We start from the raw sequence: 26,607 nt of genomic DNA, 5'->3' as shown, positions 1-26,607 counted from the left end.
CATCCGTTAACAGATCTTCTGGCTATCGTGGATAACCACATTTTTAAATGACTCCAGCGCCGGAGAGAGCCCCTTGTCTTTCATGGTCGCCAGATAGATATAGCGGGGGGGGATGGTGTTTTTAATCTTCAGGATATGGACGTTGTAATAGGAGAGCGCGGTGATGCGCGGCATAATCGCGATCCCGTAGTCAATACTCACCAGCCCGGCCATCGCCGTATCCTCATCCACATAGCAGGCGATCTCCGGCACCAGCTTTTGCTGCATAAATACATTATCGATAAACGGACGTAAGCCGCTATTTTCTGAAAAATAGATATACGGATAATGAATCGTCTCCACCAGATCGACTTCATGTTCATATAGCCGGGCCAGCGGATGATCCTTTGCCGTGACCACCACCAGTTCCTGCTGGATCACCGGAATAAAATCGATATCGGGTTCATCGGCAATATAAGAGCAGATCGCCAGATCGACTTTTCCGGCCTTCAGCTCCTGCAACAGCGTCAGCGATGTCCCTTGAGTAAAAGAAAAAGTCACATTGTGACATTCAGGTGAAAGAGAATATTTATTAATTAACTGTGGAACAACATACTCCCCCATCGTGTAAATAAAGGCGATGCGAATATTCTCTTTATTCTCAGCGCCATTTTTTTGCAATATCATGCGTCCGTTCTCCAGCGAGGCCAGCGCATCTTCAACATACGGCAAAAAACGCTTGCCGTTTTGGGTAATTTTTACGTTCCGCCCCTGTCTGGCGAATAGCGCGACCCCTAACTCCTTCTCCAGCTCCGATATCGCGTGGCTTAGCGAGGGCTGGGTGATGCACAGACTGGAGGCGGCTTCGGTGTAATGCTCAGTTTCAGACAGACGTTTAAAATAATAAAGTTGCTTTAGGTTCATTATTTTTACCCGTATAATATAAGAATAAATGCACTGACGCTAATATACCATGCAAGCCACCAATAATGCGCATGAACGGGTAAATATCGGCGTTACATCAAATATTATTTGACGAAGGGCATGAATGTGCCACAAGGCATTGCCATTCATAGATACTACCTATAGCTCCTTGAGATATTTTTGCATATTAGAATATATGCAAAAATATTTTAAACTTTAAAGGAACTCGCTATGAGTATGTCAAACTCTCAGGAAGTCCTCACTTCCACATCGGGGGCGAAAAAAAGAAGCCGCGTACGGATAGTTATTCTGCTGCTACTCTCCGTCGGAACGATGATCAATTATCTCGACCGTACCATCCTGGGTATTGTAGCGCCACAGTTAAGCAAAGAAATCCATATCGATCCGGCGATGATGGGCATCATCTTCTCCGCCTTCGCCTGGACTTATGCGCTGGCGCAGATCCCCGGCGGGATGTTTTTAGACCGCTTTGGCAACAAACTGACCTATGCCCTGTCAATTTTCTTCTGGTCGCTGTTTACCCTGCTGCAAAGTTTCACCCTCGGCCTAAAATCCCTGCTGCTTCTGCGCCTGGGACTCGGCGTCAGCGAAGCGCCCTGCTTTCCGGCCAACAGCCGCATCGTCAGCACTTGGTTCCCTCAGCATGAGCGCGCGCGGGCAACGGCAACGTATACAGTTGGTGAATATATAGGGCTGGCCGCTTTCTCGCCGCTGTTATTTTTAATTCTCGAACATCATGGCTGGAGAACGCTTTTTTTCCTCACCGGCGGATTAGGTATTTTATTTACTTTAGTGTGGTGGCGTTTTTATCATGAACCGCATGAATCGCGCACGGCTAATCAAGCGGAGCTGGAGTATATCGGCGCAAACGGCATTAACAATAAAATCCAGAACGTTCCATTTAACTGGCGTGACGCCAGACGCCTGCTGGGCTGTCGCCAGATCCTCGGCGCCAGCCTGGGTCAGTTCGCCGGCAACACCACACTGGTCTTTTTCCTGACGTGGTTTCCCAGCTACCTCGCCAACGAGCGCCATCTTCCATGGCTGCACGTCGGCTTCTTCGCCACCTGGCCCTTCCTTGCCGCCGCGATTGGCATCCTCTTCGGCGGCTGGATCTCCGATCGGTTGTTGAAGCGAACCGGCTCCGTCAACATCAGTCGAAAGTTACCAATAATTTCCGGTTTATTGCTGTCCAGCTGTATTATCGCGGCGAATTGGGTAAGCGCCAATAGCACCGTAATTATTATCATGTCGGTGGCTTTTTTTGGCCAGGGGATGGTCGGTCTGGGCTGGACCTTAATTTCGGATATTGCCCCGGAAAATATGGCAGGCCTCACCGGCGGCATATTTAATTTCTGTGCCAATATGGCCTCGATTATCGCACCACTGATAATTGGTGTGATTATTTCCGCCACGGGTAATTTCTTTTACGCGCTGATCTACGTCGGCCTGACGGCGCTGATTGGGGTGATTGCCTACATTTTTATCATCGGCGACATTAAGCGTATCGAACTCAAGTAGGCCTGGTCGCCCCGGCGATGCCGGGGCGAGTAGTCAGATATCCTTCACCTTGCTGGTCAAAAACAGCGTCACCAGCGAAATGGCCGCGATCGTCCAGTAAACGCTGGCGTGACCATAGCTCTGGGACAGCGCCCCCTGCATCACGCCGGCAAGGATCACGCCGGTGGAAATACTGTTGGTGAACAGGGTGGTCGCCGCTCCCGCCCGTCCCGGCATTAAATCCTGGAACCACAGCATGCCTATCCCGGCGATAATGCCGATAAAGATGGCATTGAACAGCTGCAGAGCCAGCAGCGCCGTGCGACCATGAAACAGGATCAGTCCGGCATAAAACAGCACGCCGGCGGCCACCGCCGCCACCATCATTTTACGTTTGCCAAAGCGCTTTACGTAGTAGCCGGCGAGGATCATCGCCGGTATCTCCAGCCCGGCGGCAGTGCCCATCAGGATCCCGGCCAGGCTGTCGGGAAGCCCGAGATCGCTGCTGATCCACAGCGGCATATCAATGATGTACATGGTGTTGCAGGTCCACATCAGGGTGGAGGCGATAAACAGCATACGCACGTTCTTGTCCTGCCAGCCGCCGGCCTGCGCTAGCGCCGCCGCCTCCTCCGAGGGCTGTTCCACACGCGGAACCGAAGGCAGTTTGATGGCAATCAGAGCGAGGCTAATGACAAAAATGCCCGCCGCAATGGAGAACATGGTGGTGAAGCCATAGTTGAGCGCCAGCATAAAGGCCAGCGGCGGGCCAATCACCCAAGCCAGCGACAGCTGGGCGCGCATGACCGAGCTGAACATCACCACTTCCCGCGCCGAGCTGTCGGCGTACTCCCGCGCCAGCGCGAAGAGCTGCGGCATGGCCGCGTTGGCAATGGATGCCAGCATCACGCCGCAGGTGATCAGCGTCAGATAGTGGCGGTTGAAGGCAAACAGCAGCGCATTACCAACCGCCATCAGACAGCAGAACATAATCAACCGCCGCCGGTCGCCGCGGCTATCGGAGCGCTTGGCCAGCCACAGGCTAACCAGGATCCCGGCGATGGCGTTTACGGTATAGAACAGGCCCACCCAGAACGGTTGCGCCCCCACTTCGCGGCTGAGAAACAAACTCAACGTCGGCGCCTGCAACGCGCCCGCCACGCCCATCATAAAAGCAACCAGCATAAAGGCGGCATAGACGCCGTTAAGCCGTCGTCCCATCGTCATCAACCACAGCATGGAATGTCCTTAACACACGCGAAGAAAACGAAAAAAGCCAGCAGAGGCTTTCTGCTGGCGGGTGATTCTATACTCTATGGATTTCATGCTGCAGGACAAAACGGTTAACCATTTTGCGCCGCGCTCGCGCTGGCCCTGAAAAGGTGAGTCCCGTAGAGGCGAATCACGCAGCCCGAACATACGGCCCAGGAAGCATCGACAGCGCACCTGCAGTTTGAAAAACGACGAGTATAACACCAATACTCAGTCACACATGATGTCTGCAAGTCAATGATCAGAGGTCGTTGACGTCACTCCCCACTGCATCAGTTCCCCCAGAATTTCCTGCTGTCGTCCTGCCATCAGGCGGGCCAGCCAGGACGCTTCCTGCGTCGCAGAAAAGTAGCGTTGGTAGAACGATTTTGCGGTAGACCTCATCATATTCACCTCCTCGCTTCATCGGGATTCATTATTGGCTTAATATAGGAAGTAATAAATTGCTGAGTTTTGCGCAGGAGTTCCCCTTTTATGTCTTCCGGCCGTCTGCAACAACAGTTCATTCGCCTATGGCAGTGCTGCGACGGCAAGTCGCAGGAGACCACCCTTAACGAGCTGGCGGAAATGCTGAGCTGCTCGCGCCGCCATATGCGCACCCTGCTCAATATGATGGAGTCCCGCGGCTGGCTGACCTGGGAAGCGGAGGCAGGCCGCGGCAAGCGTTCGCGGCTAACCTTTCTCTATACCGGCCTCGCCCTGCAGCAGCAACGTGCCGAAGATCTCCTTGAGCAGGATCGCATCGATCAGCTGGTGCAGTTGGTCGGCGATAAGGCTGCCGTCCGCCAGATGCTGGTCTCGCATCTCGGCCGCAGCTTCCGCCAGGGGCGGCACATCCTGCGCGTGCTCTACTATCGTCCGATGAAGAATTTGCTGCCCGGTAGCGCGCTGCGGCGTTCGGAAACCCATATTGCCCGGCAAATATTCAGCGCCCTGACGCGGGTAAATGAGGAAAATGGGGAACTGGAAGCCGATATTGCCCACCACTGGCAGCAGCTGACCCCCACCCACTGGCGCTTTTTCCTCCGTCCCGGCATCCATTTTCACCATGGCCGTGAGCTGGAGATGGCGGATGTGATCGCCTCTCTGCAGCGCAGCAATGCCCTGCCGCTCTATTCACATATCGAACGCATCGAATCGCCCACCGCCTGGACCCTGGATATTCATCTGCGCCAGCCCGACCGCTGGCTGCCCTGGCTGCTGGGGCAGGTGCCGGCAATGGTGCTGCCGCAGGAGTGGCAGACCATGAACCACTTTTCCTCCATGCCGGTCGGCACCGGCCCCTATGCCGTGGTGCGTAACAACCAGAATCAGCTCAAGATCCATGCCTTTGAGGACTATTTTGGCTACCGGGCGCTGATCGATGAGGTGAACGTCTGGGTGCTGCCGGAGATTAGCGAAGAGCCCAACGGCGGCCTGACGCTGCAGGGCAATACCGAAAGCGAAAAAGCGGTAGAGAGTCGCCTGGAAGAGGGCTGCTATTACCTGCTGTTCGACTCGCGAAGCCCGCTGGGGGCCAACGACGCGGTGCGCCGCTGGCTAAGCTATCTGTTTCAGCCCGCCAACCTGCTCTACCATGCGGGCGAACACTACCAGGGCAACTGGTTTCCCGCCTACGGCCTGCTGCCGCGCTGGCATCACGCCAGCAACCACGCCTGCGAGAAGCCGGCGGGGCTGGAGACAGTCACCCTTACCTACTACCGCGATCACGTCGAACATCGGGTGATCGGCGGGATCATGCGCGACCTGCTGGCGGCGCATCAGGTAAAGCTGGAGATCCAGGAGCTGGAGTACGATGCCTGGCATCGCGGCGAGGTGGTCAGCGATATCTGGCTCAACAGCGTGAACTTCACCTTACCGATCGAATTTTCGCTCTTCGCCTATCTGTACGAAGTCCCGCTGATTCAGCGCTGCATTCCCATTGACTGGCAGGCAGACGCCTGCCGCTGGCGAGCAGGAGAGTTTAATCCGGCCACCTGGAGCCAGCGGCTGCTGGCCAGGCAACATATCGTGCCGCTGATCCACCACTGGCTGATGATTCAGGGTCAGCGCAGTATGCGCGGCGTGAGGATGAATACCCTCGGCTGGTTCGATTTTAAATCCGCATGGTTTGCGCCGCCGGAGCCGTAAGCGCTTTCCGTCATCTGACAAAATCATTACACTAAGGCCGTTCTCAACGGGGTGCTAATAAACATACGCAATATCATTCAAGTTGCATCAAGGCAGCAAGCGGGTGAATCCCCTGGAGCATAGATAACTATGTGACTGGGGTGAACGCGCGAAGCTAACGCAGATGCGGCTTGAAGGATGAAGCGCATGGGCTGAGAAAATACCCGTCGAACCTGATCCGGATAACGCCGGCGAAGGGATTTGAGGCTCACTCAAAATCCTTTGCCACCCCTTTTTTCTGAGGTGCAAAGTGTTGAAAAAATTACTCCCGCTGCTGGCGCTGGTCGCCATGCCCGCTTTGGCTAAGCCTGTTCTTACCGTCTATACCTATGACTCCTTCTCTGCCGACTGGGGCCCCGGCCCGGCGGTCAAAAAAGCCTTTGAAGCGGAGTGCGGCTGCGAGCTGAAGTTCGTCGCGCTGGAAGATGGCGTTTCGCTACTGAATCGCCTGCGCATGGAAGGCAAAAACAGCAAGGCCGACGTCGTGCTTGGCCTTGATAACAACCTGCTGGAAGCCGCGGCGCAGAGTAAACTGTTTGCCAAAAGCAACGTACCCGCCAGCGCGGTCAGCGTGCCGGGCGGCTGGGATAATGACACCTTTGTTCCCTACGACTACGGCTATTTCGCCTTCGTCTATGACAAAAACAAACTGGCTAATCCACCGAAGAGCCTGAAAGAGCTGGTCGAGGGGCCGCAAAAATGGCGGGTCATCTATGAAGATCCGCGTACCAGCACCCCGGGACTGGGCCTGCTGCTGTGGATGCAAAAGGTCTATGGCGATCAAGCGCCCGAGGCCTGGCAGAAGCTGGCTGCGAAAACCGTTACCGTCACCAAAGGCTGGAGCGAAGCCTATGGCCTGTTCCTGAAAGGGGAAAGCGACCTGGTGTTGAGCTATACCACCTCGCCGGCCTACCACATGATTGAAGAGAAGAAAGACAACTATGCGGCGGCGAACTTCGCCGAGGGCCACTATCTGCAGGTCGAAGTTGCCGCGCGTACCGCCGCCAGCAAGCAGCCGGAACTGGCGGAAAAATTCCTCAAATTTATGGTATCTCCTGGCTTCCAGAACGCCATCCCTACCGGCAACTGGATGTATCCGGTGACCCAGGTCACCCTGCCGGCCGGGTTTGATACCCTGGTGAAGCCGCAGACCACCCTGTCCTTTACCCCGCAGCAGGTCGCTAGCGAGCGTCAAACCTGGATTAGCGCATGGCAACGCGCCGTCAGCCGCTAAACCTTCGCGGGCTGATGCCGGGCCTGTTCGCCGCTACGCTGCTGTGCGCTGTCGCGCTGGCGGCGTTTCTGGCGCTGTGGTTTAGCGCCCCCGGCGCGGGCTGGCAATCGGTCTTCAGCGATAGCTACCTGTGGCATGTGGTCCGCTTCTCCTTCTGGCAGGCGTCGCTGTCAGCGCTGATCTCGGTGGGACCAGCCATCTTTCTCGCCCGCGCGCTTTATCGGCGTCGCTTCCCGGGCCGTACGCTGCTGCTGCGCCTGTGCGCGATGACCCTGATCCTGCCGGTGCTGGTGGCGGTGTTCGGTATCCTCAGCGTCTATGGCCGCCAGGGCTGGCTGGCCTCACTATTTCACGCGCTCGGCTGGCAATGGGAGTTCTCGCCCTACGGTCTGCAGGGCATCCTGCTGGCGCACGTCTTTTTCAATATGCCGATGGCGACCCGCCTGCTGCTGCAGGCGCTGGAGAACATTCCCGGCGAGCAGCGGCAAATTGCCGCCCAGCTTGGCATGCGCGGCTATGCCTTCTTCCGCCTCGTCGAATGGCCGTGGCTGCGCCGGCACATTCCCGCCGTCGCCGCGCTGATTTTTATGCTCTGCTTCGCCAGCTTCGCCACCGTACTCTCGCTGGGCGGCGGCCCGAAAGCCACCACGATCGAGTTGGCTATCTACCAGGCGCTGAGCTTTGACTACGATCCGGCGCGAGCGGCAATGCTGGCGCTGATCCAGATGCTCTGCTGCCTTGGGCTGGTGCTGCTTAGCCAGCGTCTGAGTAAAGCCGTCGCCATCGGCGTCAGCCATGTGCGCGGCTGGCGCGACCCTGACGATCGCCTGCATAGCCGCCTGAGCGACGGGTTGCTGATCGGCGCCGCCCTGCTGCTGCTGCTCCCGCCGCTGCTGGCGGTCATCGTCGACGGGATCAACCGTAATATGCTGGACGTGCTGGCGCAGCCAGCGCTCTGGCAGGCATTGAGCACCTCTCTACGCATCGCCATCGCCGCCGGGCTATTGAGCGTGACCCTGACGATGATGCTGTTATGGAGCAGCCGGGAGCTGCGCGCTCGCCAGCGGCCGTTGGCCGGGCAGGCAATGGAGCTGAGCGGCATGCTGATCCTTGCGATGCCGGGAATTGTGCTGGCGACCGGCTTCTTCCTGCTGCTCAATAACACTATCGGCCTGCCGGAGTCCGCCGACGGCATCGTCATCTTCACTAATGCCCTGATGGCGATCCCCTATGCGCTGAAAGTACTGGAAAACCCGATGCGCGACATTGCCGCCCGCTACAGCATGCTGTGCCAGTCGCTGGGTATTGAAGGCTTTGCCCGGCTGCGGGTGGTCGAGCTTCGCGCTCTCCGGCGCCCGCTGGCCCAGGCGCTCGCCTTCGCCTGCGTACTGTCGATTGGCGATTTCGGCGTGGTGGCGCTGTTCGGCAACGAGGCGTTCCGCACCCTGCCTTTCTATCTGTACCAGCAGATAGGCGCCTACCGCAGCCAGGACGGGGCCGTCACCGCCCTGCTCCTGCTGCTGCTCTGTTTCTTGTTGTTTACGCTGATTGAAAAACTTCCGGGGCGTGATGCTAAAACTCAATGATGTGACCTGGCTATACCAGCATCTGCCGATGCGCTTCACCCTCGACGTCGCGCGCGGGGAGCGCATCGCGGTGCTCGGTCCCAGCGGCGCCGGAAAGAGCACCCTGCTGAATCTGATCGCCGGGTTTCTGCCACCCGCCAGCGGCAGCCTGCTGATTAACGGCGAGGCGCATAACGCGACGCCGCCGGCGCAGCGTCCGGTCTCGATGTTGTTTCAGGAGAATAACCTGTTTAACCATCTGACCATTCGACAAAATATCAGCCTCGGCATCCACCCAGGCCTTAAACTGAACCGCGAGCAGCAGGCGCAGGTCACGGCGATAGCTGGACAGATGGGAATTGATGCGCTGCTGGAACGTCTGCCCGGCGAGCTCTCCGGCGGTCAGCGGCAGCGCGCGGCGCTGGCCCGCTGTCTGGTGCGCCAGCAGCCGGTGCTGCTGCTGGATGAACCCTTCTCGGCGCTCGATCCGGCGCTGCGCCAGGAGATGCTGTCCCTGGTCGCCGATGTCTGCGAGCAGCAGCAGCTCACCCTGCTGATGGTCTCCCACAGCGTAGAGGACGCCGCGCGCATCGCGCCGCGCTCGATGGTGGTCGCCGAAGGGCGCATTGTCTGGGATGGCGCCACCGCCGAGCTGTTAAGCGGCCACAGCAGCGCCTCGCATTTGATGGGGATCAGCGCGCGATGACTTTGTGCAGGATCGCCAGATAGACCGGCATCAGCGGATGGCGGAAGACAAATGTTAACGCTGTAGCCGCCAGCGCGACCATCAGCGGCGACAGCCACAGCAGTCGGCCGCGCGGCAGCCAGCGGGTCAGCCGATCGCCTGAGGTTTTCGCGCTCCGCCACAGCCGCCAGCACAGCCATCCCGCCAGCCAGGCCAGCAGCGCCGCCCCCAATAGCAGCCATTTAAAGCTGGCGCTGTATTCATCAGCCGGAATATCAATCGCCGCCCCGGCGAGGATGCCCGGAAGGAAATAGAGCGGCGGCCAGAGCAGGCAGCCGATAATATTCGGTAGCACGAACTTGGCCACCGGCAGGTCGAGCATCCCGGCGACCATTGGCACCAGCGGACGCGTCGGTCCGACAAAGCGGCCAATCAGAATGGTGATCATGCTGTGCTGATGCAGCGCATGCTCGGTTTTCTCCAGCAGGGCGCGGTTTTTCTTCATAAACGACCAGCGGTGCAACGGCTTCTTAAAGCGCCAGCCGAGCCAGAATGAGATCCAGTCGCCCAGCAGGCAGCCGACAATCCCCGCCAGCCACGCCTGCCAGAAGTTAACTTCGCCGCCGCCGATGAGCGCCCCAAGGCCAGCCATCATCACCGTGCCGGGTAAGATAAGCCCCACCAGCGCCAGCGACTCGAGAAAGGCCACCAGCATCACGGCTAACAATGAGTAGACCGTGGATTGGGTAATAAAGTGTTCGAGCAATGCTTGCATAATGTACCCGGTTAAAAAACGAAGCCCGGATTCTCCGAAGCCATCGCGCCGTCGTCAAGCCATCAATTGTCTTAATAGTTTACTGGCTGTGACATTTAAGCGGGTCATCATTTCACTTTCTTTACTTTTTATTCACAACCCGCGCGGAATTCGCTCGGGCTGGCCCCGGTGCATTTTTTAAACACGCGGGAAAAATAGAGCTGATCTTCGAAGCCGACGTTGCGCCCAACGGTGGCGATCGGCATCCGCGTGGTGCTGAGCAACAGTTTGGCCTGGCTGATGCGCTGATCCTCCCGCCAGCCGAGGACGCTGACCCCCAGCTGCTGGCGGAACAGGTGCGACAGACGCGAGGGCGACAGGCAGACGTGCTGGGCGACGCTGGCGATATCAAAATGGCTGTCCGCCAGATGGTCGCTGATGTACTGGCAGGCGTCGCGCACCCGGTTGTCCAGCGGGGGATGCAGCGATTCGTTGATCGCCTCCATGCGCCGCAGCAGCAGCTGTTCCAGCAGGTTTATCGCCAACAGTTCGGAATAGCGCCCCGCCCCCTGCCCGGCATCAACGATCTGGCCGAACAGCTCGCCAAAGCGCGCCTGCCACTGTTCATCCGGACGGAAAAAGCCGGTCTGGGCAAAAATCGTTGGCCAGTTGAGCCACTCGTGCCAGTAGGCGCGCGGGCGGAAGTAGACCCACTGGTGATACCACTCGCTGGCGTCGGGATGGCGGCCATAGTGATGAATTTCCCCGGGCGGGAACAGCAGCATATCGCCCGGCCGGCAGACAAACTGTTCGCCGTGGTTGTTGATCACCCCCTCGCCGCGAATCGTCAGATTGAGAATATAGCCTTTCATACCCAGCGGGCGGTCGATAAAGAAATCCAGGTATCCCTGCGCCTCAATCGGCGTCAGGCCGGTAACCAGATGAGCGTTAAAAGAGTAGCCCGGCAGCAGCGGATCGTTTTGCGTTTCGGCCATACGCGTGGTTCTCCCCGAAGGTATCAGTGGCACCAATTGTCCATATTCATCATTTTATCGCTCTCGGCCCTGTCGCGACTGCGACGGCGGTGGGAATTTGGCGAAAAACCCGCACAGCAAGCGAAAAAAGCGCCAGTAGCGTGCATTCCACCGTGATATGCCGGGTAACAAAAGTGTCTATAAATACGGCAGAAAAGTCCACATCGAATATTTGCACGGCGTCACACTTTGCAAGGTAACAGCAAAATAATCCATAAGATTAGCGAATCCGGCCTGACGGATTTTGCCGGGGATATCTACTGTTGCTGCATGAATGATTTCTGCATGGAGTAACAAGATGGCAATTGCGATTGGCCTCGACTTTGGTAGTGACTCAGTCCGCGCTCTGGCGGTGGAATGCGCGTCCGGCGCAGAGCTGGCGACCAGCGTGGAGTGGTATCCGCGCTGGCGGGAAGGACAGTATTGCGATGGCGCTAACAACCGCTTCCGCCATCACCCGCGAGATTACATCGAGTCCATGGAAGCGGCGCTGAAAAGCGTGCTCGCTTCGCTGAGCGCCGAACAGCGCGCCGACGTCGTGGGCATTGGCGTCGACAGCACCGGCTCAACTCCGGCTCCCGTCGATGCCGAGGGCAACGTGCTGGCGCTGCGCGAAGAATTCGCTGACAACCCTAACGCCATGTTTGTCCTGTGGAAGGATCACACCGCGGTCGAGGAAGCCGAGGCGATCACCCGCCTGTGCCACCAGCCGGGCAAAGAGGATTACTCGCGCTATATCGGCGGGATCTACTCCAGCGAATGGTTCTGGGCCAAAATCCTCCACGTCACCCGCGAAGATAGCGCTGTCGCCCATGCAGCCGCCTCGTGGGTAGAGCTTTGCGACTGGGTGCCCGCCCTGCTCTCCGGTACTACGCGTCCGCAGGATCTGCGCCGCGGCCGCTGCAGCGCCGGACATAAATCGCTGTGGCATGAGAGCTGGGGCGGTCTGCCGCCGGCCAGCTTCTTCGATGAGCTTGATCCCATCATCAACCAGCATCTGGCCTGGCCGCTGTTCACCGATACCTGGACGGCCGATGTGCCGGTCGGCACGCTGAGCGCAGAGTGGGCCCAGCGCCTGGGTCTGCCGCAGACCGTGGCCATCTCCGGCGGCGCCTTTGACTGCCACATGGGCGCCGTTGGCGCCGGCGCGCAGCCTAACGCGCTGGTGAAAGTCATCGGCACCTCCACCTGCGACATTCTGATCGCCGATAAAGAGAGCGTCGGCGAGCGCACGGTCAAAGGCATCTGCGGCCAGGTCGACGGCAGCGTGGTTCCACACTTTATCGGCATGGAGGCAGGCCAGTCCGCCTTCGGCGATATTTACGCCTGGTTTGGCCGCATTCTCGGCTGGCCGCTGGAGCAGCTGGCTCAGCAGCAGCCGGCGTTGCGCGAGCAAATCAAAGCCAGTCAAAAACAGTTACTGCCTGCGCTCACCGAAGCCTGGGCCAACAATCCATCGCTGGAGCATCTGCCGGTGGTGCTCGACTGGTTCAACGGCCGCCGCACGCCGAATGCCAACCAGCGCCTGAAAGGGGTGATCACCGACCTTAACCTGGCCACCGACGCGCCGGCGCTGTTCGGCGGTCTGATCGCCGCCACCGCCTTCGGCGCTCGCGCCATTATGGAGTGCTTCACCGAGCAGGGGATCCCGGTTAACAACGTCATGGCGCTTGGCGGTATCGCGCGGAAAAACCAGGTCATCATGCAGGCCTGCTGCGACGTGCTGAACCGTCCGCTGCAGATTGTCGCCTCCGATCAGTGCTGCGCGCTGGGGGCGGCTATCTTCGCCGCCGTCGCCGCCGGCGTCTATGAGGATATTCCAGCCGCCCAACAGCGGATGGCAAGCCAGGTGGAAACTACCCTGCAGCCGCGTCCGGCGCAGGCACAGCGTTTCGAACAACTCTATCAGCGCTACCAGCAGTGGTCGGTCAGCGCGGAACAACACTATCTCCCTTCGGCTGCAAAGGCGGAAAAAGCCCCGCAATCTCAGGCAGCGCTCACCCATTAAGGATACGAAAATGACGATTTTTGATAACTATGAAGTATGGTTCGTTATTGGCAGCCAACATCTGTACGGCCCGGAAGCCCTGCGCCAGGTGACGAAGCATGCCGAACATGTGGTGAACAGCCTGAATGCGGAAGCCAAACTGCCGTGCAAACTGGTCCTTAAGCCACTGGGCACCACCCCGGACGAGATCACCCATATCTGCCGCGACGCCAACTACGATGACAAATGCGCCGGGTTAGTGGTCTGGCTGCATACCTTCTCGCCGGCAAAAATGTGGATCAACGGCCTGACCATCCTCAATAAGCCGCTGCTGCAGTTCCATACTCAGTACAACGCCGCGCTGCCGTGGGACAGCATCGATATGGACTTTATGAACCTGAACCAGACCGCGCACGGCGGCCGCGAGTTCGGCTTCATCGGCGCCCGTATGCGCCAACAGCACAGCGTGGTCACCGGCCACTGGCAGGATAAAGAGGCCCACCAGCGTATCGGCGGCTGGATGCGTCAGGCGGTCTCCAAACAGGATACCCGTCATCTGAAAGTGTGCCGTTTCGGCGATAACATGCGCGAAGTGGCGGTGACCGACGGCGATAAAGTCGCCGCGCAGATTAAGTTTGGCTTCTCGGTGAACACCTGGGCGGTCGGCGATCTGGTGCAGGTGGTGAACAGCATCAGCGACGGCGATATCAGCGCCCTGGTCGATGAATATGAAAGCAGCTACCGTCTGACCCCGGCGGCGCAGGTTCACGGCGAGAAGCGCCAGAACGTGCTGGACGCCGCGCGCATTGAGCTGGGGATGAAACGCTTCCTCGAACAGGGCGGTTTCCACGCCTTTACCACCACCTTTGAAGATCTCCACGGCCTGAAACAGCTCCCAGGTCTCGCCGTACAGCGCCTGATGCAGCAGGGCTACGGCTTTGCCGGCGAGGGCGACTGGAAAACCGCCGCTCTGCTTCGCATCATGAAGGTGATGTCAACTGGTCTGCAGGGCGGCACCTCCTTTATGGAGGATTACACCTACCACTTCGACAATGGTAACGATCTGGTGCTTGGCTCGCACATGCTGGAAGTGTGCCCGACGATCGCCACCGCCGAGAAACCGATCCTCGACGTTCAGCCGCTGGGCATCGGCGGCAAAGCGGATCCAGCGCGCCTGATCTTCAATACTCAAACCGGCCCGGCGATCGTCGCCAGCCTGATCGACCTGGGAGACCGCTTCCGTCTGCTGGTCAATACCATCGAAACCGTCCCAACGCCGCACGATCTGCCGAAGCTGCCGGTGGCCAACGCCCTGTGGAAAGCGCAGCCGGATCTGCGTACCGCGTCGGAAGCCTGGATCATCGCCGGCGGCGCGCACCATACCGTCTTCAGCCATGCGCTGAACCTCGACGATATGCGCCAGTTCGCCGAGCTGCATGATATCGAGCTGACCGTCATCGACAACGAGACCCGTCTGCCGTCCTTCAAGGACGCGCTGCGCTGGAATGAAGTGTATTACGGTTCAAAACGCTAAGAGGCCGTCCCCTCACCCTTCCCCTCTCCCCGTTGGGGAGAGGGGACCGACCGGGCGCCATGCCGCCTTTCTCCCTCTCCCGCCGGGAGAGGGTCGGGGTGAGGGATACCCGACTCGCCTGCTATTCGGAGCACACTATGTTAGAAGATCTTAAACGCCAGGTGCTGGAAGCTAACCTGGCCCTGCCAAAGCATAATCTGGTGACCTTAACCTGGGGCAACGTCAGCGCCGTCGACCGCGAGAAAGGGGTGTTCGTGATCAAACCCTCCGGTGTGGATTACCGCGTGATGACCGCCGACGATATGGTGGTGGTCAGTCTGGAGAGCGGCGAAGTGGTAGAGGGTAATAAAAAGCCCTCGTCGGATACCCCGACCCATCGCCTGCTGTATCAGGCCTTCCCGACGCTGGGCGGCATTGTGCATACCCATTCGCGCCACGCCACCATCTGGGCGCAGGCCGGGCAATCTATTCCCGCGACCGGCACTACCCATGCCGACTACTTTTATGGCCCGGTGCCCTGCACCAGGTTAATGACCGATGCGGAGATCAACGGCGACTATGAGTGGGAAACCGGCAACGTGATTGTCGAAACCTTCCGCCAGCAGGGAATCGACCCGGCGCAGATGCCCGGCGTGCTGGTCCATTCCCACGGTCCGTTCGCCTGGGGCAAGAACGCCGAAGACGCGGTGCATAACGCCATCGTGCTGGAAGAGATCGCCTATATGGGGATTTTCTGCCGCCAGCTGGCGCCGCAGCTGCCGGCTATGCAGCAGACCCTGCTGGATAAGCACTATCTGCGTAAGCATGGGGCCAAAGCCTACTACGGCCAATAATCACCCTGCTCGCGCTGCGCTTAGCAGGGCCAGGGCTCTGCGCCATCTGGTAGCCGGGATAAGGCGCAAGCCGCAATCCGGAGCAACATTAGCGCCGAACACCTGTATAAAACCCCAGCGCCCCTCATGAAACCAGGCTATAATCAGGCCTGGTTTTTTATCGGCGAGAATACCCGTGACCCAGCCACGAGCAGGATTTTTACTCACCCGTCACTGGCGGGACACTCCGCAGGGCACCGAGCTCTCCTTCTGGCTGGCCACCGACGACGGTCCGCTGCAGGTCACCCTCCCGCCGCAGGAGTCCGTCGCCTTTATTCCCGAAGCGCAGCGGGCGCAGGCTGAACGGCTGCTGCAGGGGGAGAAAGGGCTCCGCTTCGCCCCGCTGGCCCTGAAAGATTTCCACCGTCAGTCAATTGTTGGCCTCTACTGCCGCGCCCATCGCCAGTTGATGCGTCTGGAGAAGATGCTCCGCGACAGCGGCGTCACCGTTTACGAAGGCGATATCCGCCCGCCGGAGCGCTATCTGATGGAGCGCTTTATCACCGCCCCGGTGTGGGTGGAAGGCGAAACGCGCGGCTCGCAGCTGGTCAACGCACGCATGAAGCCGAACCCTGACTATCGTCCGCCGCTGAAATGGGTGTCGCTGGATATCGAAACCAGCCGCCACGGCGAGCTGTACTGCATCGGTCTGGAAGGCTGCGGCCAGCGGGTGGTCTACATGCTGGGCCCCGAACCGGAAACGCCGCCAGACGTCGACTTCGAGCTGGTCTTCATCGCCAGCCGTCCCCTGCTGCTGGAAAAGCTTAACGCCTGGTTTGCCGAACACGACCCCGACGTGCTGATCGGCTGGAACGTAGTGCAGTTCGATCTGCGCGTTCTGCAAAAGCACGCCGAACGCTATCGTATCCCGCTGCGGCTCGGCCGCGGCAACAGCGAGCTGGAGTGGCGTGAGCACGGCTTTAAGAACGGCGTCTTTTTCGCCCAGGCCAACGGGCGGCTGATTATCGACGGCATCGACGCGCTAAAATCGGCGTTCTGGAATTTCTCCTCCTTTTCGCTGGAGGCGGTGGCCCGCGAGCTGCTGGGAGAAGGCAAAGCCATCGACAACCCATGGGATCGGATGGATGAGATCGATCGCCGGTTTCATGAAGACAAACCGGCGCTGGCCATCTATAACCTGCAGGATTGCGAGCTGGTGACGCGGATCTTCCACAAAACGGAGATCATGCCGTTTTTGCTCGAACGGGCGACGGTCAACGGTCTGCCCGCCGACCGCCACGGCGGCTCGGTCGCCGCCTTCAGCCATCTCTATTTCCCGCGCATGCACCGCCTGGGCTACGTGGCGCCGAATCTCGGCGACGTACCGCCGCAGGCGAGCCCCGGCGGCTACGTGATGGACTCCCGCCCCGGCCTGTATGACTCGGTGCTGGTGCTGGACTATAAAAGCCTGTATCCGTCGATTATTCGTACCTTTCTAATCGATCCGGTCGGCCTGGTTGAAGGGCTGGCGCAACCCGATGACCAGCACAGTATCGAGGGCTTCCTCGGCGCCCGCTTCTCGCGAGATAAGCACTGCCTGCCGGGGATTGTCAGCCAGATCTGGCACGGCCGGGATGAAGCCAAACGCCAGCACAATAAGCCGCTCTCCCAGGCGCTGAAGATCATTATGAACGCCTTTTACGGCGTGCTGGGGACCAGCGCCTGCCGCTTCTTCGACCCGCGTCTCGCCTCGTCGATCACCATGCGCGGCCATGCGATCATGCGCCAGACCAAAGCGTTAATTGAAGCCAAAGGCTATGACGTTATCTACGGCGATACCGACTCCACCTTCGTCTGGCTTAAGCGCCCGCACAGCGAAGCCCAGGCGGCGGAGATCGGCCGCGAGCTGGTCAGCGATGTCAACGCCTGGTGGGCGCAGGAGCTTAGCAAAAGCCAGCTTACCAGCGCCCTGGAGCTGGAGTATGAAACCCACTTCTGCCGCTTTTTAATGCCGACGATCCGCGGCGCCGATACCGGCAGCAAGAAGCGCTATGCCGGGATGATTCAGGAGGGCGATGCCCAGCGCATGGTGTTTAAGGGGCTGGAAACGGTGCGTACCGACTGGACGCCGCTGGCCCAGCAGTTTCAACAGGAGTTATACCTGCGCATCTTCCGCAACCAGCCGTATCAGGATTATGTGCGGGAGACTATCGCCAGGCTGATGAACGGCGAGCTCGACGAACAGCTGGTTTATCGCAAACGCCTGCGCCGGCCGCTGGCGGAGTATCAGCGCAACGTACCGCCGCACGTGCGCGCCGCCCGGCTTGCCGATGAACACAACCTGAAGCTTGGGCGGGCGCAGCAGTATCAGCAGCGCGGCACCATCAAATACGTCTGGACCACCAGCGGCCCGGAGCCGGTGGATTACCAGCAGTCGCCGCTCGATTACGATCACTATTTAACAAAGCAGTTGCAGCCGGTGGCGGAAGGGATCCTGCCCTTCGTCAACGATGACTTTGCTACAATAGTGACAGGACAGTTGGGGCTATTTTGATTTTTTGTCACCCATTCCACGGGCAAGAAAGCCTAAAAATGAAGCGTGAGGAGAACGTGACGAACGTTCTGCCATCCAGTAATATAGCGCCCTTTCCATTCCTGGCCCCAATTTTGACGCATCTCCGATTGTTCATGGAGATGATCAACTATTGCCTGCAATTAAAGAACTAAAGAGCCGAACATATATGCCTTTTACACTTGGTCAACGCTGGATTAGCGACACAGAGAGCGAACTAGGATTAGGGACGCTGGTAGCGCTGGATGCGCGCATGGTCACTCTCCTTTTCCCCGCCATCGGCGAAAACCGTCTGTACTCTCGCAACGATTCCCCGATCACCCGCGTAATGTTTAACCCGGGCGACACCATCACCAGCCATGAAGGCTGGCAGCTCCACGTTGACAAAGTGAATGAAGAGAACGGGCTGCTGTCCTACACTGGCACCCGCCTGGACACCCAGGAAGCGAACGTCACCCTGCGTGAAGTGCTGCTCGACAGCAAACTGGTATTCAGCAAACCGCAGGACCGCCTGTTCGCCGGCCAAATCGACCGCATGGATCGCTTTGCCCTGCGCTACCGCGCGCGCAAGTTCCAGAGCGAACAGTACCGCATGCCGTGGAGCGGCCTGCGCGGCCAGCGCACCAGCCTGATCCCGCACCAGCTGCATATTGCCCACGATGTGGGCCGTCGTCACGCGCCGCGCGTCCTGCTGGCCGATGAAGTGGGCTTAGGTAAAACCATTGAAGCCGGGATGATCCTGCACCAGCAGCTGCTCTCCGGCGCCGCCGAGCGCGTGCTGATCGTGGTCCCGGAAACCCTCCAGCACCAGTGGCTGGTGGAGATGCTGCGCCGTTTCAACCTGCGTTTCTCGCTGTTCGACGACGAGCGCTACGCCGAAGCGCAGCACGATGCCTACAATCCGTTCGAAACCGAACAGCTGGTGATCTGCTCTTTAGACTTCGTGCGTCGCAGCAAGCAGCGCCTGGAGCACCTGTGCGACGCCGAGTGGGACCTGATGGTGGTCGACGAAGCGCACCACCTGGTGTGGAGCGAAGAGGCGCCGAGCCGTGAATATCAGGCTATTGAACAGCTGGCTGAGCGCGTGCCGGGTATCCTGCTGCTGACCGCGACGCCGGAACAGCTGGGAATGGAGAGCCATTTTGCGCGCCTGCGTCTGTTGGATCCGAACCGCTTCCACGATTTTGAACAGTTTGTCGAAGAACAGCAGAACTACCGTCCGGTGGCCGACGCCGTCGCGCTGCTGCTGGCGGGCAACAAGCTGAGCGATAGCGAACTCAATACCCTGGGCGATCTGATCGGCGAGCAGGATATCGAGCCGCTGCTGCAGGCCGCCAACAGCGATCGCGAAGATGCCCAGGCCGCGCGCCAGGAGCTGATCTCGATGCTGATGGACCGCCACGGCACCAGCCGCGTGCTGTTCCGTAATACCCGTAACGGCGTCAAAGGTTTCCCGAAACGCGAGCTGCACACCATTCGTCTGCCGCTGCCGACCCAGTACCAGACGGCCATCAAAGTGTCCGGCATTATGGGCGCGCGCAAAACCGCGGAAGAGCGCGCGCGCGACATGCTCTATCCGGAGCAGATCTATCAGGAATTTGAAGGTGATACCGGTACCTGGTGGAACTTCGACCCGCGCGTCGAGTGGCTGATGGGTTACCTGACCAGCCATCGCTCGCAGAAGGTGCTGGTAATCTGCGCTAAGGCCGCCACCGCCCTGCAGCTGGAACAGGTGCTGCGCGAGCGCGAAGGCATCCGCGCCGCGGTGTTCCATGAAGGGATGTCGATTATCGAACGCGACCGCGCCGCGGCGTGGTTTGCTGAAGAAGACACCGGCGCCCAGGTGCTGCTGTGCTCCGAGATCGGCTCCGAAGGACGCAACTTCCAGTTCGCCAGCAACCTGGTGATGTTCGACCTGCCGTTTAACCCGGATCTGCTGGAGCAGCGTATCGGTCGTCTCGACCGTATCGGCCAGGCGCACGATATCCAGATCCACGTTCCGTACCTGGAAAAAACCGCGCAGTCGGTGCTGGTGCGCTGGTATCACGAAGGGCTCGACGCCTTCGAACATACCTGCCCGACCGGTCGCACCGTCTACGACAGCGTGCACGATGAACTGATCAACTATCTTGCGGCGCCGGAATCCACCGACGGCTTTGACGATCTGATCAAATCCTGCCGCCAACAGCATGATGCCCTGAAGGCGCAGCTGGAGCAGGGCCGCGACCGTCTGCTGGAGATCCACTCCAACGGCGGCGAGAAAGCCCAGGCCCTGGCGGAGAGCATCGAAGAGCAGGATGACGACACCAGCCTGATCGCTTTCTCGATGAACCTGTTCGATATCGTCGGCATCAACCAGGACGACCGCGGTGAAAACCTGATCGTCCTCACCCCTTCCGACCATATGCTGGTGCCGGATTTCCCGGGCCTGCCGGAAGACGGTTGCACCATCACCTTCGAACGTGACGTGGCGCTGTCGCGTGAAGATGCGCAATTTATTACCTGGGAACACCCGCTGATACGCAACGGTCTGGACCTGATCCTTTCCGGCGATACCGGCAGCAGCACCATTTCGCTGCTGAAGAACAAGGCGCTGCCGGTCGGCACCCTGCTGCTGGAGCTGATCTATGTCGTCGAAGCGCAGGCGCCGAAGCAGCTGCAGCTCAACCGCTTCCTGCCGGCGACCCCGGTTCGCATGCTGCTGGATAAAAACGGCAACAACCTCGCCGCGCAGGTGGAGTTCGAAAGCTTCAACCGCCAGCTGAGCGCGGTCAACCGCCATACCGGTAGCAAGCTGGTCAATGCGGTGCAGCAGGACGTTCACGCGATTCTGCAGCAGGGTGAAGCGCAGATCGCCAAAGCGGCGCAGGGGCTGATCGACGCGGCGCGTAACGAAGCCGATGAAAAGCTGACGGCTGAGCTTTCCCGTCTGGAAGCGCTGAAGGCGGTGAACCCGAACATCCGTGACGACGAACTGGCGGCGATCGAAAGCAACCGTCAGCAGGTGATGGATGCGCTGGCGCAGGCCGGATGGCGTCTGGACGCGCTGCGTCTGATCGTCGTCACTCACCAGTAACGGAACGCGAACATGGCGATGGAAAACTACAATCCGCCGCAGGATCCCTGGCTGGTGATCCTGTATCAGGATGAGCACATCATGGTGGTCAACAAGCCGAGCGGCTTGTTGTCCGTCCCCGGTCGTCTTGAGGAGCATAAAGACAGCGTGATGACGCGCATTCAGCGCGACTTCCCGCAGGCCGAATCGGTGCATCGCCTGGATATGGCCACCAGCGGCGTGATTGTGGTGGCGCTGAATAAAGCCGCCGAGCGTGAACTGAAGCGTCAGTTCCGCGAGCGCGAGCCGAAGAAGCAGTACGTCGCCCGCGTCTGGGGCCATCCGCAGCCGGCGGAAGGCCTCGTGGATTTACCGCTGATTTGCGACTGGCCGAACCGGCCAATGCAGAAGGTGTGCTATGAAACCGGCAAAGCGGCGCAAACCGAATATGAGGTGCTGGAGTACGCAGAGGATAACACCGCCCGCGTGCGCCTGAAGCCGATTACCGGACGGTCGCACCAGCTGCGCGTGCATATGCTGGCGCTGGGGCATCCGATCCTTGGCGACCGCTTCTATGCCACGCCGGAGGCGCTGGCGATGGCCCCGCGCCTGCTGCTGCACGCCGAGACGCTCACCATCACCCATCCTGCCTACGGCAACGCGATGACCTTTCGCGCGCCGATCGACTTTTAACGCTCATACTTCGAGTTGCATGCGGGTTGGCTGCGTGCAACTCGGATTAGTGAGGATACAGAAAACAATCCCGATTAATCGCGGGCGAACCACGCGTCAATCATCTGCTCAACGCGGGCGACGACGAGATCGGTGTCGTGACGACGGCTGCGCGCACAGGCGTGCGCCGGCTCATCGCACAGCAGGCAGCGGCGCTGCGATTCGCCCAGCGACTGGCGTCCCACCAGCCCGTTCTGCGGACAGATTACATCGATATCCCACAGGCGTCCCAGCGGATGGCTCTGCTCCAGCGTACTGCACATCGCTTTGATTTCGCTGGCCGGATGCGCTACGCACCACAGCGCTTCTGGCCCGGTCGGCAGCCATAGCACCTGACGATCCAGCGTTTGCCAGCGGTGCTTCCACAGCAGCTGATCGCAGGCCTGGAGGGCAACGCCCATCATATTGCGATAGCGAATGCTGTCCTTCACCGCCCCCGGGGTCACCAGGGTCAGGGAAATAACAGGCTGCTGATAATGGGCCAACCAGTCGGCCTGGCGGGCTGCACGCTGCTCTTTCGCCGCCAGCAATGCGTCGATGCTGACGCCCGCCTGGGCGGGAGTATCCACTGACATTAATTCCTCTCCTACATATGATAAATACGACAGCGCCTGGACTGTCATGATGATGGTTGCGATAGCCGATCGCGCGCTGATTGTAACGCTAAATGCGGAGCATTTAGGATACAGAACGCAGATATTTTCGGCGTTCTGTAGCGGAAAATAGCAGATTTATCGCTGAGCGTAGCGTTATATCACGCCAGATAGTGGCTGAGGAACAGCAACCCCAGCGAGACATTTATCGCCCCGCCGATGCGGGTAGCGATCTGCGCGAACGGCATCAGGCTCATGCGGTTGCCGGCGGTCAGGATCGCTACATCGCCGGTGCCGCCCTGCCCGCTCTGGCAACAGGAAACAATCGCCACATCGATCGGGTGCATCCCTATCTTTTTACCAACCAGGAAACCGGTCGCCACCAGCGCGGAGACGGTACTGACGATCACCAGCAGGTTGGTTAAAGTGAAGGCGTTTACCAGTTCCTGCCACGGGGTGATCGCCACGCCGACGGCAAAGAGGATCGGGTAGGTGACCGCGGTGCGGAAGAATTTATAGACCATCTGCGACCCCTCCTGCAGACGCGGAGACACCACGTTAGCCAGCTTTAACAGCACCGCGAGGAACAGCATGCCTACCGGCGCCGGCAGACCAATCAGTTTGTGGCCGAGCATCCCCATCATATACAGCAGTACCGCCAGCAGCGCGCCGGAGGCGAGGGTCCCAACGTCGGTCTTACCGCTCACGCCTTCGCTCTCGCTGAGGCTGCGGGTTTCATGGCTGCGGTTCGGCATCAGTTGCCCTTCGCCGGTCAGATGCGGGAAGCGCTTGCCGAGCTGGTTGAGGCAGCCGGAGATGACGATCGCCGTCAGGCTGCCAAGCATCACCATCGGCAATACCCGGCCCAGGGCCACGCCCTGCTCCATATGCATCAGCGCGGCATAACCCATTGACAGCGGGATCGCCCCCTCTCCCACGCCGCCGGCCATAATCGGCAGCACGATAAAGAAGAACACCTGGAACGGCTCCATGCCCAGCAGCGTGCCGACGCCGATGCCCACCAGCATGCCGACCACTTCGCCGCACAGCATCGGGAAGAAGATCTTCAGAAAGCCCTGAATCAGCGTGGTGCGATTCATACTCATGATGCTGCCGACAATGATGCAGCAGATATAGAGATAGAGGATGTTAGTGGATTTATAGAATTTGGTCGTGGATTCAATAACCACGTCAGGCAGCAGACCATAGTGGACCAGCGCGGAAGGAATAAAGGTGGCGCAGATCGCCGCCGCACCGAGTTTCCCCAGCACCGGGAGGCGTTTACCAAACTCGCCGCAGGCGAAGCCAAAGAAAGCCAGGGTGGCCACCATCACCACGATATCGCTCGGCAGTTTGCCGCCAAGGCAGTCGAGGGCAATCAGTCCTCCGGCCAGCAGAAACAGCGGCAGCGGGACGATCCCCACCTTCCAGTTATCCATGATATGCCACCAGCGCTGCTTGAGCGTGGTTTTCGGCGTATCGATCGGTTCAAGGGTTGCAGAGAATGCATTGTCTGTGGTGCTCATAAATTCAGCCCTGTCGTTATTATTCATTTTCAGCGTAAAGGGACAGCGGCGTCGTTAATGTGAAGCTTCCCAGATTAAAAAAGAAGTTTTAATGGTCACTATGGTTTTTATGGTTTCTATTCGCTGAACTGCCCGGGAGTGATATATCTCTGATTTATGACTGTGGTTTTTATGGTTTTTATTTCCCGCAGGCCGCCTATTTCCGCCGCGACCGCTGGCGGCAGACCGCGCCTGCGCCGCTGATCACAACTTTCCCTTAACATTTACGTCACGTGACAGAAAAATGTTAGAGTGCCGGTATGGTTAATACGTCGTCCGGGGCCTATGAAATTATCTTTTCAATATAAGCTGTTTATTTCTCTGGTCGCTTTTTTCTCGGTCCTTTTTATCGCACTGGGCATTTATTATTATTTTGACGCCAGCCGCCAGCTTTATCAGGAGATGAGCGCCCGGGCCAAAATACAGGCCGAAGAGATAGCCCTGATGCCGAATTTACGTCAACAGGTCAGCCGGCACGACCCACAGGCGATTCAGGCGTTTATGCAGCAAATCGCCGCCCATAGCGACGCCAGCTTTATCGTCATCGGCGACCGTCAGGGAGTTCATCTGTTTCATTCCGTCCATCCGGAGTGGGTCGGCACCCGACTGGTCGGCGGCGACAACCAGGCGGTACTGGAAGGAAAATCCATCACCACCATTCGCAAAGGCGGCCTCGGGGTCTCGCTGCGCAGCAAAACGCCCATCGTTGATGACGCAGGGCGAGTGATCGGTATTGTCTCCGTCGGCTACCTCACCAGCTATCTCGACAGCATTACTCTGACTAAAGTGATCAATATTTTTATCGCCGCCGTCCTGCTGCTCATCGCCCTGTTTATCTTCTCCTGGTACTTTACCCGCAGTATCAAGAAGCAGATTTTTTCGCTCGAGCCGCGGGAAATTGGCCTGCTGGTTCGCCAGCAAAAGGCGATGATGGAGTCGATCTTTGAGGGGGTGATCGTCATCGATCGCCAGCGGCGTATTGAGGTGATAAACCATGCCGCCCGCAGCCTGCTGGGGCTCAGCCAGCCCGCCCGCCAGCTGCGCGGTCAGTCGATCGACAGCGTCATTTCGCCGCAGCCCTTTTTCGCCAGCGGCGACATGCTCGAACGCGATACCCACGATGAGCTATGCCGCTTCAACCAGTTGACCGTGCTCGCCAGTCGGGTGCGCATTATGCTGGAGAATACCCTGCAGGGCTGGGTGATCACATTCCGTGACCGCAATGAAATCAATGCCCTCACCGCCCAGCTGAGCCAGGTGAAGCGCTATGTCGACAATCTGCGCATCATGCGCCACGAGCAGCTCAACCGGATGACTACCCTCTCCGGCCTGCTGCATATGGGCCATTATGACGAAGCGATCCGCTATATTCAGGCCCAGTCGGAACATGCTCAGGAGCTACTGGATTTTATCTCCTCGCACTTCCACTCGCCGACGCTATGCGGTCTGCTGCTCGGCAAAGCCACCCGCGCCCGCGAAAAAGGCGTGGCGCTGAGCTTCGACCCGGCCTGCCGCATCGACCGCCCCCTGCCGTCGCTGATGGAATCCGAGCTGATCTCCATCATCGGCAACCTGCTGGATAACGCCATCGAAGCCACGCAGCGTGCCGAGCTGCCGCATGAGCCGGTGGAAGTCCTGATCCAGCTCAACGCCCGGGAGTTGATTATCGAAGTGGCCGACCGCGGCGTCGGCATCCGCCCCGATATCCGCGAGCGCATTTTTGAACGCGGCGTCACCACCAAAACCCGTGGCGATCACGGCATTGGTCTGTATCTTATTGAACATTATGTCACTCAGGCGGGCGGCACCATCGAAGTCGCCGATAACGCGCCGCGGGGAACGATCTTCACCCTTTTTATCCCGGCCGACGCGCACGCCTGTCCGCAACCGGAGGCCCACGATGCATCATGACCTGGTCGATGTGCTAATCATTGAAGATGAGAGCGAACTGGCGCGCCTGCACGCCGAGCTTGTGCAAAAACACCCGCGACTGCGGCTGGCAGGCATGGCGGCCTCCCTCGCCCAGGCGCGGCAGCTGCTTCACGCCACGCCGCCGCAGCTGGTGCTGCTGGATAACTATTTACCGGACGGCAAAGGCGTCACGCTGATGACCGACCCGGCGCTGGCGACCAGCCAATGCTCGGTGATCTTTATCACCGCCGCCAGCGATATGGAAACCTGCAGCCAGGCCATCCGCAACGGCGCCTTCGACTATATCCTTAAGCCGGTATCATGGAAGCGGCTGAGCCAGTCGCTGGAGCGCTTTATCCAGTTCTACGATCAGCAACGGGAGTGGAAAATCGTCGATCAGCAAAACGTCGATTCCCTCTATCAACTGCAGGCGAAGAACTATCGCGTGGATAGCGGCAGCAAGGGGATTGAAGAGAAAACGCTGGCGCTGGTGCAGGGACTGTTTAGCGACCGGGAAGCGCACTGTTTTTCCGTTGATGAAGTGGTCAGCGCCGCCGGGCTTAGCAAAACCACCGCCCGTCGCTATCTGGAGCACGGCGTTGAGACCGGTTTTCTGGAAGTGGAGATGCTGTACGGAAAAATTGGCCATCCGCGGCGGCTGTATCGCCGCGCTAAGGTCAAAAGTTAAAACCCCTCGCCGGACGGGAGG

At 59.1% G+C, this 26,607-nt stretch carries 20 protein-coding genes; 13 read left to right on the top strand and 7 right to left on the bottom strand.

Annotation, left to right across the window (positions count from 1 at the left end; all coding sequences use genetic code 11):
• Nucleotides 1-6: 6 nt before the first annotated feature.
• A complete protein-coding gene (locus tag DR88_RS22210) occupies nucleotides 7-903 on the bottom strand; it encodes a LysR family transcriptional regulator (protein ID WP_002888455.1) in 897 nt (298 codons plus the stop codon).
• 231 nt (nucleotides 904-1,134) lie between these two features.
• Here DR88_RS22210 and DR88_RS22215 point away from each other — a divergent pair, with 231 nt between their 5' ends.
• Nucleotides 1,135-2,445 carry an MFS transporter gene (locus DR88_RS22215; RefSeq protein ID WP_004147047.1) on the top strand — a complete coding sequence of 437 codons (1,311 nt, stop codon included), beginning with the start codon at nucleotides 1,135-1,137 and terminating at the stop codon, nucleotides 2,443-2,445.
• Between the two features lie 33 nt (nucleotides 2,446-2,478).
• Here DR88_RS22215 and DR88_RS22220 read toward each other — a convergent pair whose 3' ends face one another.
• The gene (locus DR88_RS22220) at nucleotides 2,479-3,663 is read right to left on the bottom strand and encodes a sugar efflux transporter (protein WP_004147046.1); all 1,185 of its coding nucleotides are present in this window, start codon (nucleotides 3,661-3,663) and stop codon (nucleotides 2,479-2,481) included.
• Nucleotides 3,664-3,930: 267 nt separating this feature from the next.
• A complete protein-coding gene (gene sgrT / locus DR88_RS22225) occupies nucleotides 3,931-4,083 on the bottom strand; it encodes a glucose uptake inhibitor SgrT (RefSeq protein ID WP_002888448.1) in 153 nt (50 codons plus the stop codon).
• A gap of 87 nt (nucleotides 4,084-4,170) precedes the next feature.
• Here sgrT and sgrR point away from each other — a divergent pair, with 87 nt between their 5' ends.
• The 4 genes from sgrR to thiQ all read left to right on the top strand — a co-directional run bounded on the left by sgrR (nucleotide 4,171) and on the right by thiQ (nucleotide 9,370).
• Complete coding sequence (gene sgrR, locus DR88_RS22230) at nucleotides 4,171-5,826, top strand: HTH-type transcriptional regulator SgrR (RefSeq protein WP_004147044.1); 1,656 nt, start codon at nucleotides 4,171-4,173, stop codon at nucleotides 5,824-5,826.
• A 289-nt stretch (nucleotides 5,827-6,115) separates the two neighbouring features.
• On the top strand, nucleotides 6,116-7,099 hold the full coding sequence (thiB, locus tag DR88_RS22235; RefSeq protein WP_004147041.1) for a thiamine ABC transporter substrate binding subunit: 984 nt from the start codon (nucleotides 6,116-6,118) through the stop codon (nucleotides 7,097-7,099).
• Complete coding sequence (thiP, locus tag DR88_RS22240; RefSeq protein ID WP_004147039.1) at nucleotides 7,075-8,685, top strand: thiamine/thiamine pyrophosphate ABC transporter permease ThiP; 1,611 nt, start codon at nucleotides 7,075-7,077, stop codon at nucleotides 8,683-8,685. Before thiB ends, thiP begins: the two co-directional genes overlap by 25 nt.
• Nucleotides 8,669-9,370: a thiamine ABC transporter ATP-binding protein ThiQ gene (gene thiQ, locus DR88_RS22245; RefSeq protein WP_004178579.1), complete on the top strand. Its 702-nt coding sequence runs from the start codon at nucleotides 8,669-8,671 to the stop codon at nucleotides 9,368-9,370. Before thiP ends, thiQ begins: the two co-directional genes overlap by 17 nt.
• Here the strand turns inward: thiQ and DR88_RS22250 are convergent.
• On the bottom strand, nucleotides 9,357-10,124 hold the full coding sequence (locus DR88_RS22250; RefSeq protein WP_025860633.1) for a DedA family protein: 768 nt from the start codon (nucleotides 10,122-10,124) through the stop codon (nucleotides 9,357-9,359). The two genes, thiQ and DR88_RS22250, sit on opposite strands and share 14 nt — an antisense overlap.
• A gap of 128 nt (nucleotides 10,125-10,252) precedes the next feature.
• Nucleotides 10,253-11,098 (bottom strand): arabinose operon transcriptional regulator AraC, encoded by an 846-nt coding sequence (gene araC / locus DR88_RS22255; protein WP_004145972.1) that lies wholly within the window; start codon nucleotides 11,096-11,098, stop codon nucleotides 10,253-10,255.
• A 337-nt stretch (nucleotides 11,099-11,435) separates the two neighbouring features.
• On the opposite strand from araC, the gene araB reads away from it, so the two are divergent.
• The 6 genes from araB to rluA all read left to right on the top strand — a co-directional run bounded on the left by araB (nucleotide 11,436) and on the right by rluA (nucleotide 21,790).
• On the top strand, nucleotides 11,436-13,145 hold the full coding sequence (gene araB / locus DR88_RS22260) for a ribulokinase (RefSeq protein ID WP_025860631.1): 1,710 nt from the start codon (nucleotides 11,436-11,438) through the stop codon (nucleotides 13,143-13,145).
• A gap of 10 nt (nucleotides 13,146-13,155) precedes the next feature.
• Complete coding sequence (gene araA, locus DR88_RS22265) at nucleotides 13,156-14,658, top strand: L-arabinose isomerase (protein WP_004147034.1); 1,503 nt, start codon at nucleotides 13,156-13,158, stop codon at nucleotides 14,656-14,658.
• A gap of 137 nt (nucleotides 14,659-14,795) precedes the next feature.
• Entirely contained in the window at nucleotides 14,796-15,491 is a 696-nt protein-coding gene (gene araD, locus DR88_RS22270) for an L-ribulose-5-phosphate 4-epimerase (RefSeq protein WP_002888353.1), read from the top strand.
• Between the two features lie 175 nt (nucleotides 15,492-15,666).
• A complete protein-coding gene (gene polB / locus DR88_RS22275) occupies nucleotides 15,667-18,024 on the top strand; it encodes a DNA polymerase II (RefSeq protein WP_004147033.1) in 2,358 nt (785 codons plus the stop codon).
• 187 nt (nucleotides 18,025-18,211) lie between these two features.
• Nucleotides 18,212-21,118, top strand: coding sequence for an RNA polymerase-associated protein RapA (gene rapA / locus DR88_RS22280; RefSeq protein ID WP_004147031.1), 2,907 nt, complete (start codon nucleotides 18,212-18,214; stop codon nucleotides 21,116-21,118).
• 12 nt (nucleotides 21,119-21,130) lie between these two features.
• Nucleotides 21,131-21,790, top strand: coding sequence for a bifunctional tRNA pseudouridine(32) synthase/23S rRNA pseudouridine(746) synthase RluA (gene rluA / locus DR88_RS22285; protein ID WP_004145980.1), 660 nt, complete (start codon nucleotides 21,131-21,133; stop codon nucleotides 21,788-21,790).
• A gap of 74 nt (nucleotides 21,791-21,864) precedes the next feature.
• Here the strand turns inward: rluA and citX are convergent, their stop codons facing one another.
• Both citX and DR88_RS22295 read right to left on the bottom strand, forming a co-directional pair.
• A complete protein-coding gene (citX, locus tag DR88_RS22290; protein ID WP_002888347.1) occupies nucleotides 21,865-22,404 on the bottom strand; it encodes a citrate lyase holo-[acyl-carrier protein] synthase in 540 nt (179 codons plus the stop codon).
• Nucleotides 22,405-22,583: 179 nt separating this feature from the next.
• Nucleotides 22,584-23,948, bottom strand: coding sequence for a 2-hydroxycarboxylate transporter family protein (locus DR88_RS22295; RefSeq protein WP_002888345.1), 1,365 nt, complete (start codon nucleotides 23,946-23,948; stop codon nucleotides 22,584-22,586).
• A 324-nt stretch (nucleotides 23,949-24,272) separates the two neighbouring features.
• On the opposite strand from DR88_RS22295, the gene DR88_RS22300 reads away from it, so the two are divergent.
• Nucleotides 24,273-25,898, top strand: a complete 1,626-nt coding sequence (locus tag DR88_RS22300) for an ATP-binding protein (protein ID WP_002888340.1) — start codon at nucleotides 24,273-24,275, stop codon at nucleotides 25,896-25,898.
• Nucleotides 25,888-26,586 carry a response regulator gene (locus tag DR88_RS22305; RefSeq protein ID WP_002888337.1) on the top strand — a complete coding sequence of 233 codons (699 nt, stop codon included), beginning with the start codon at nucleotides 25,888-25,890 and terminating at the stop codon, nucleotides 26,584-26,586. Before DR88_RS22300 ends, DR88_RS22305 begins: the two co-directional genes overlap by 11 nt.
• The last annotated feature ends 21 nt before the right edge of the window (nucleotides 26,587-26,607 follow it).

The sequence above is a fragment of the Klebsiella pneumoniae genome (assembly GCF_000742135.1).
Lineage (GTDB): Bacteria > Pseudomonadota > Gammaproteobacteria > Enterobacterales > Enterobacteriaceae > Klebsiella > Klebsiella pneumoniae.
This window is presented reverse-complemented; position numbering and strand designations above follow the sequence as displayed.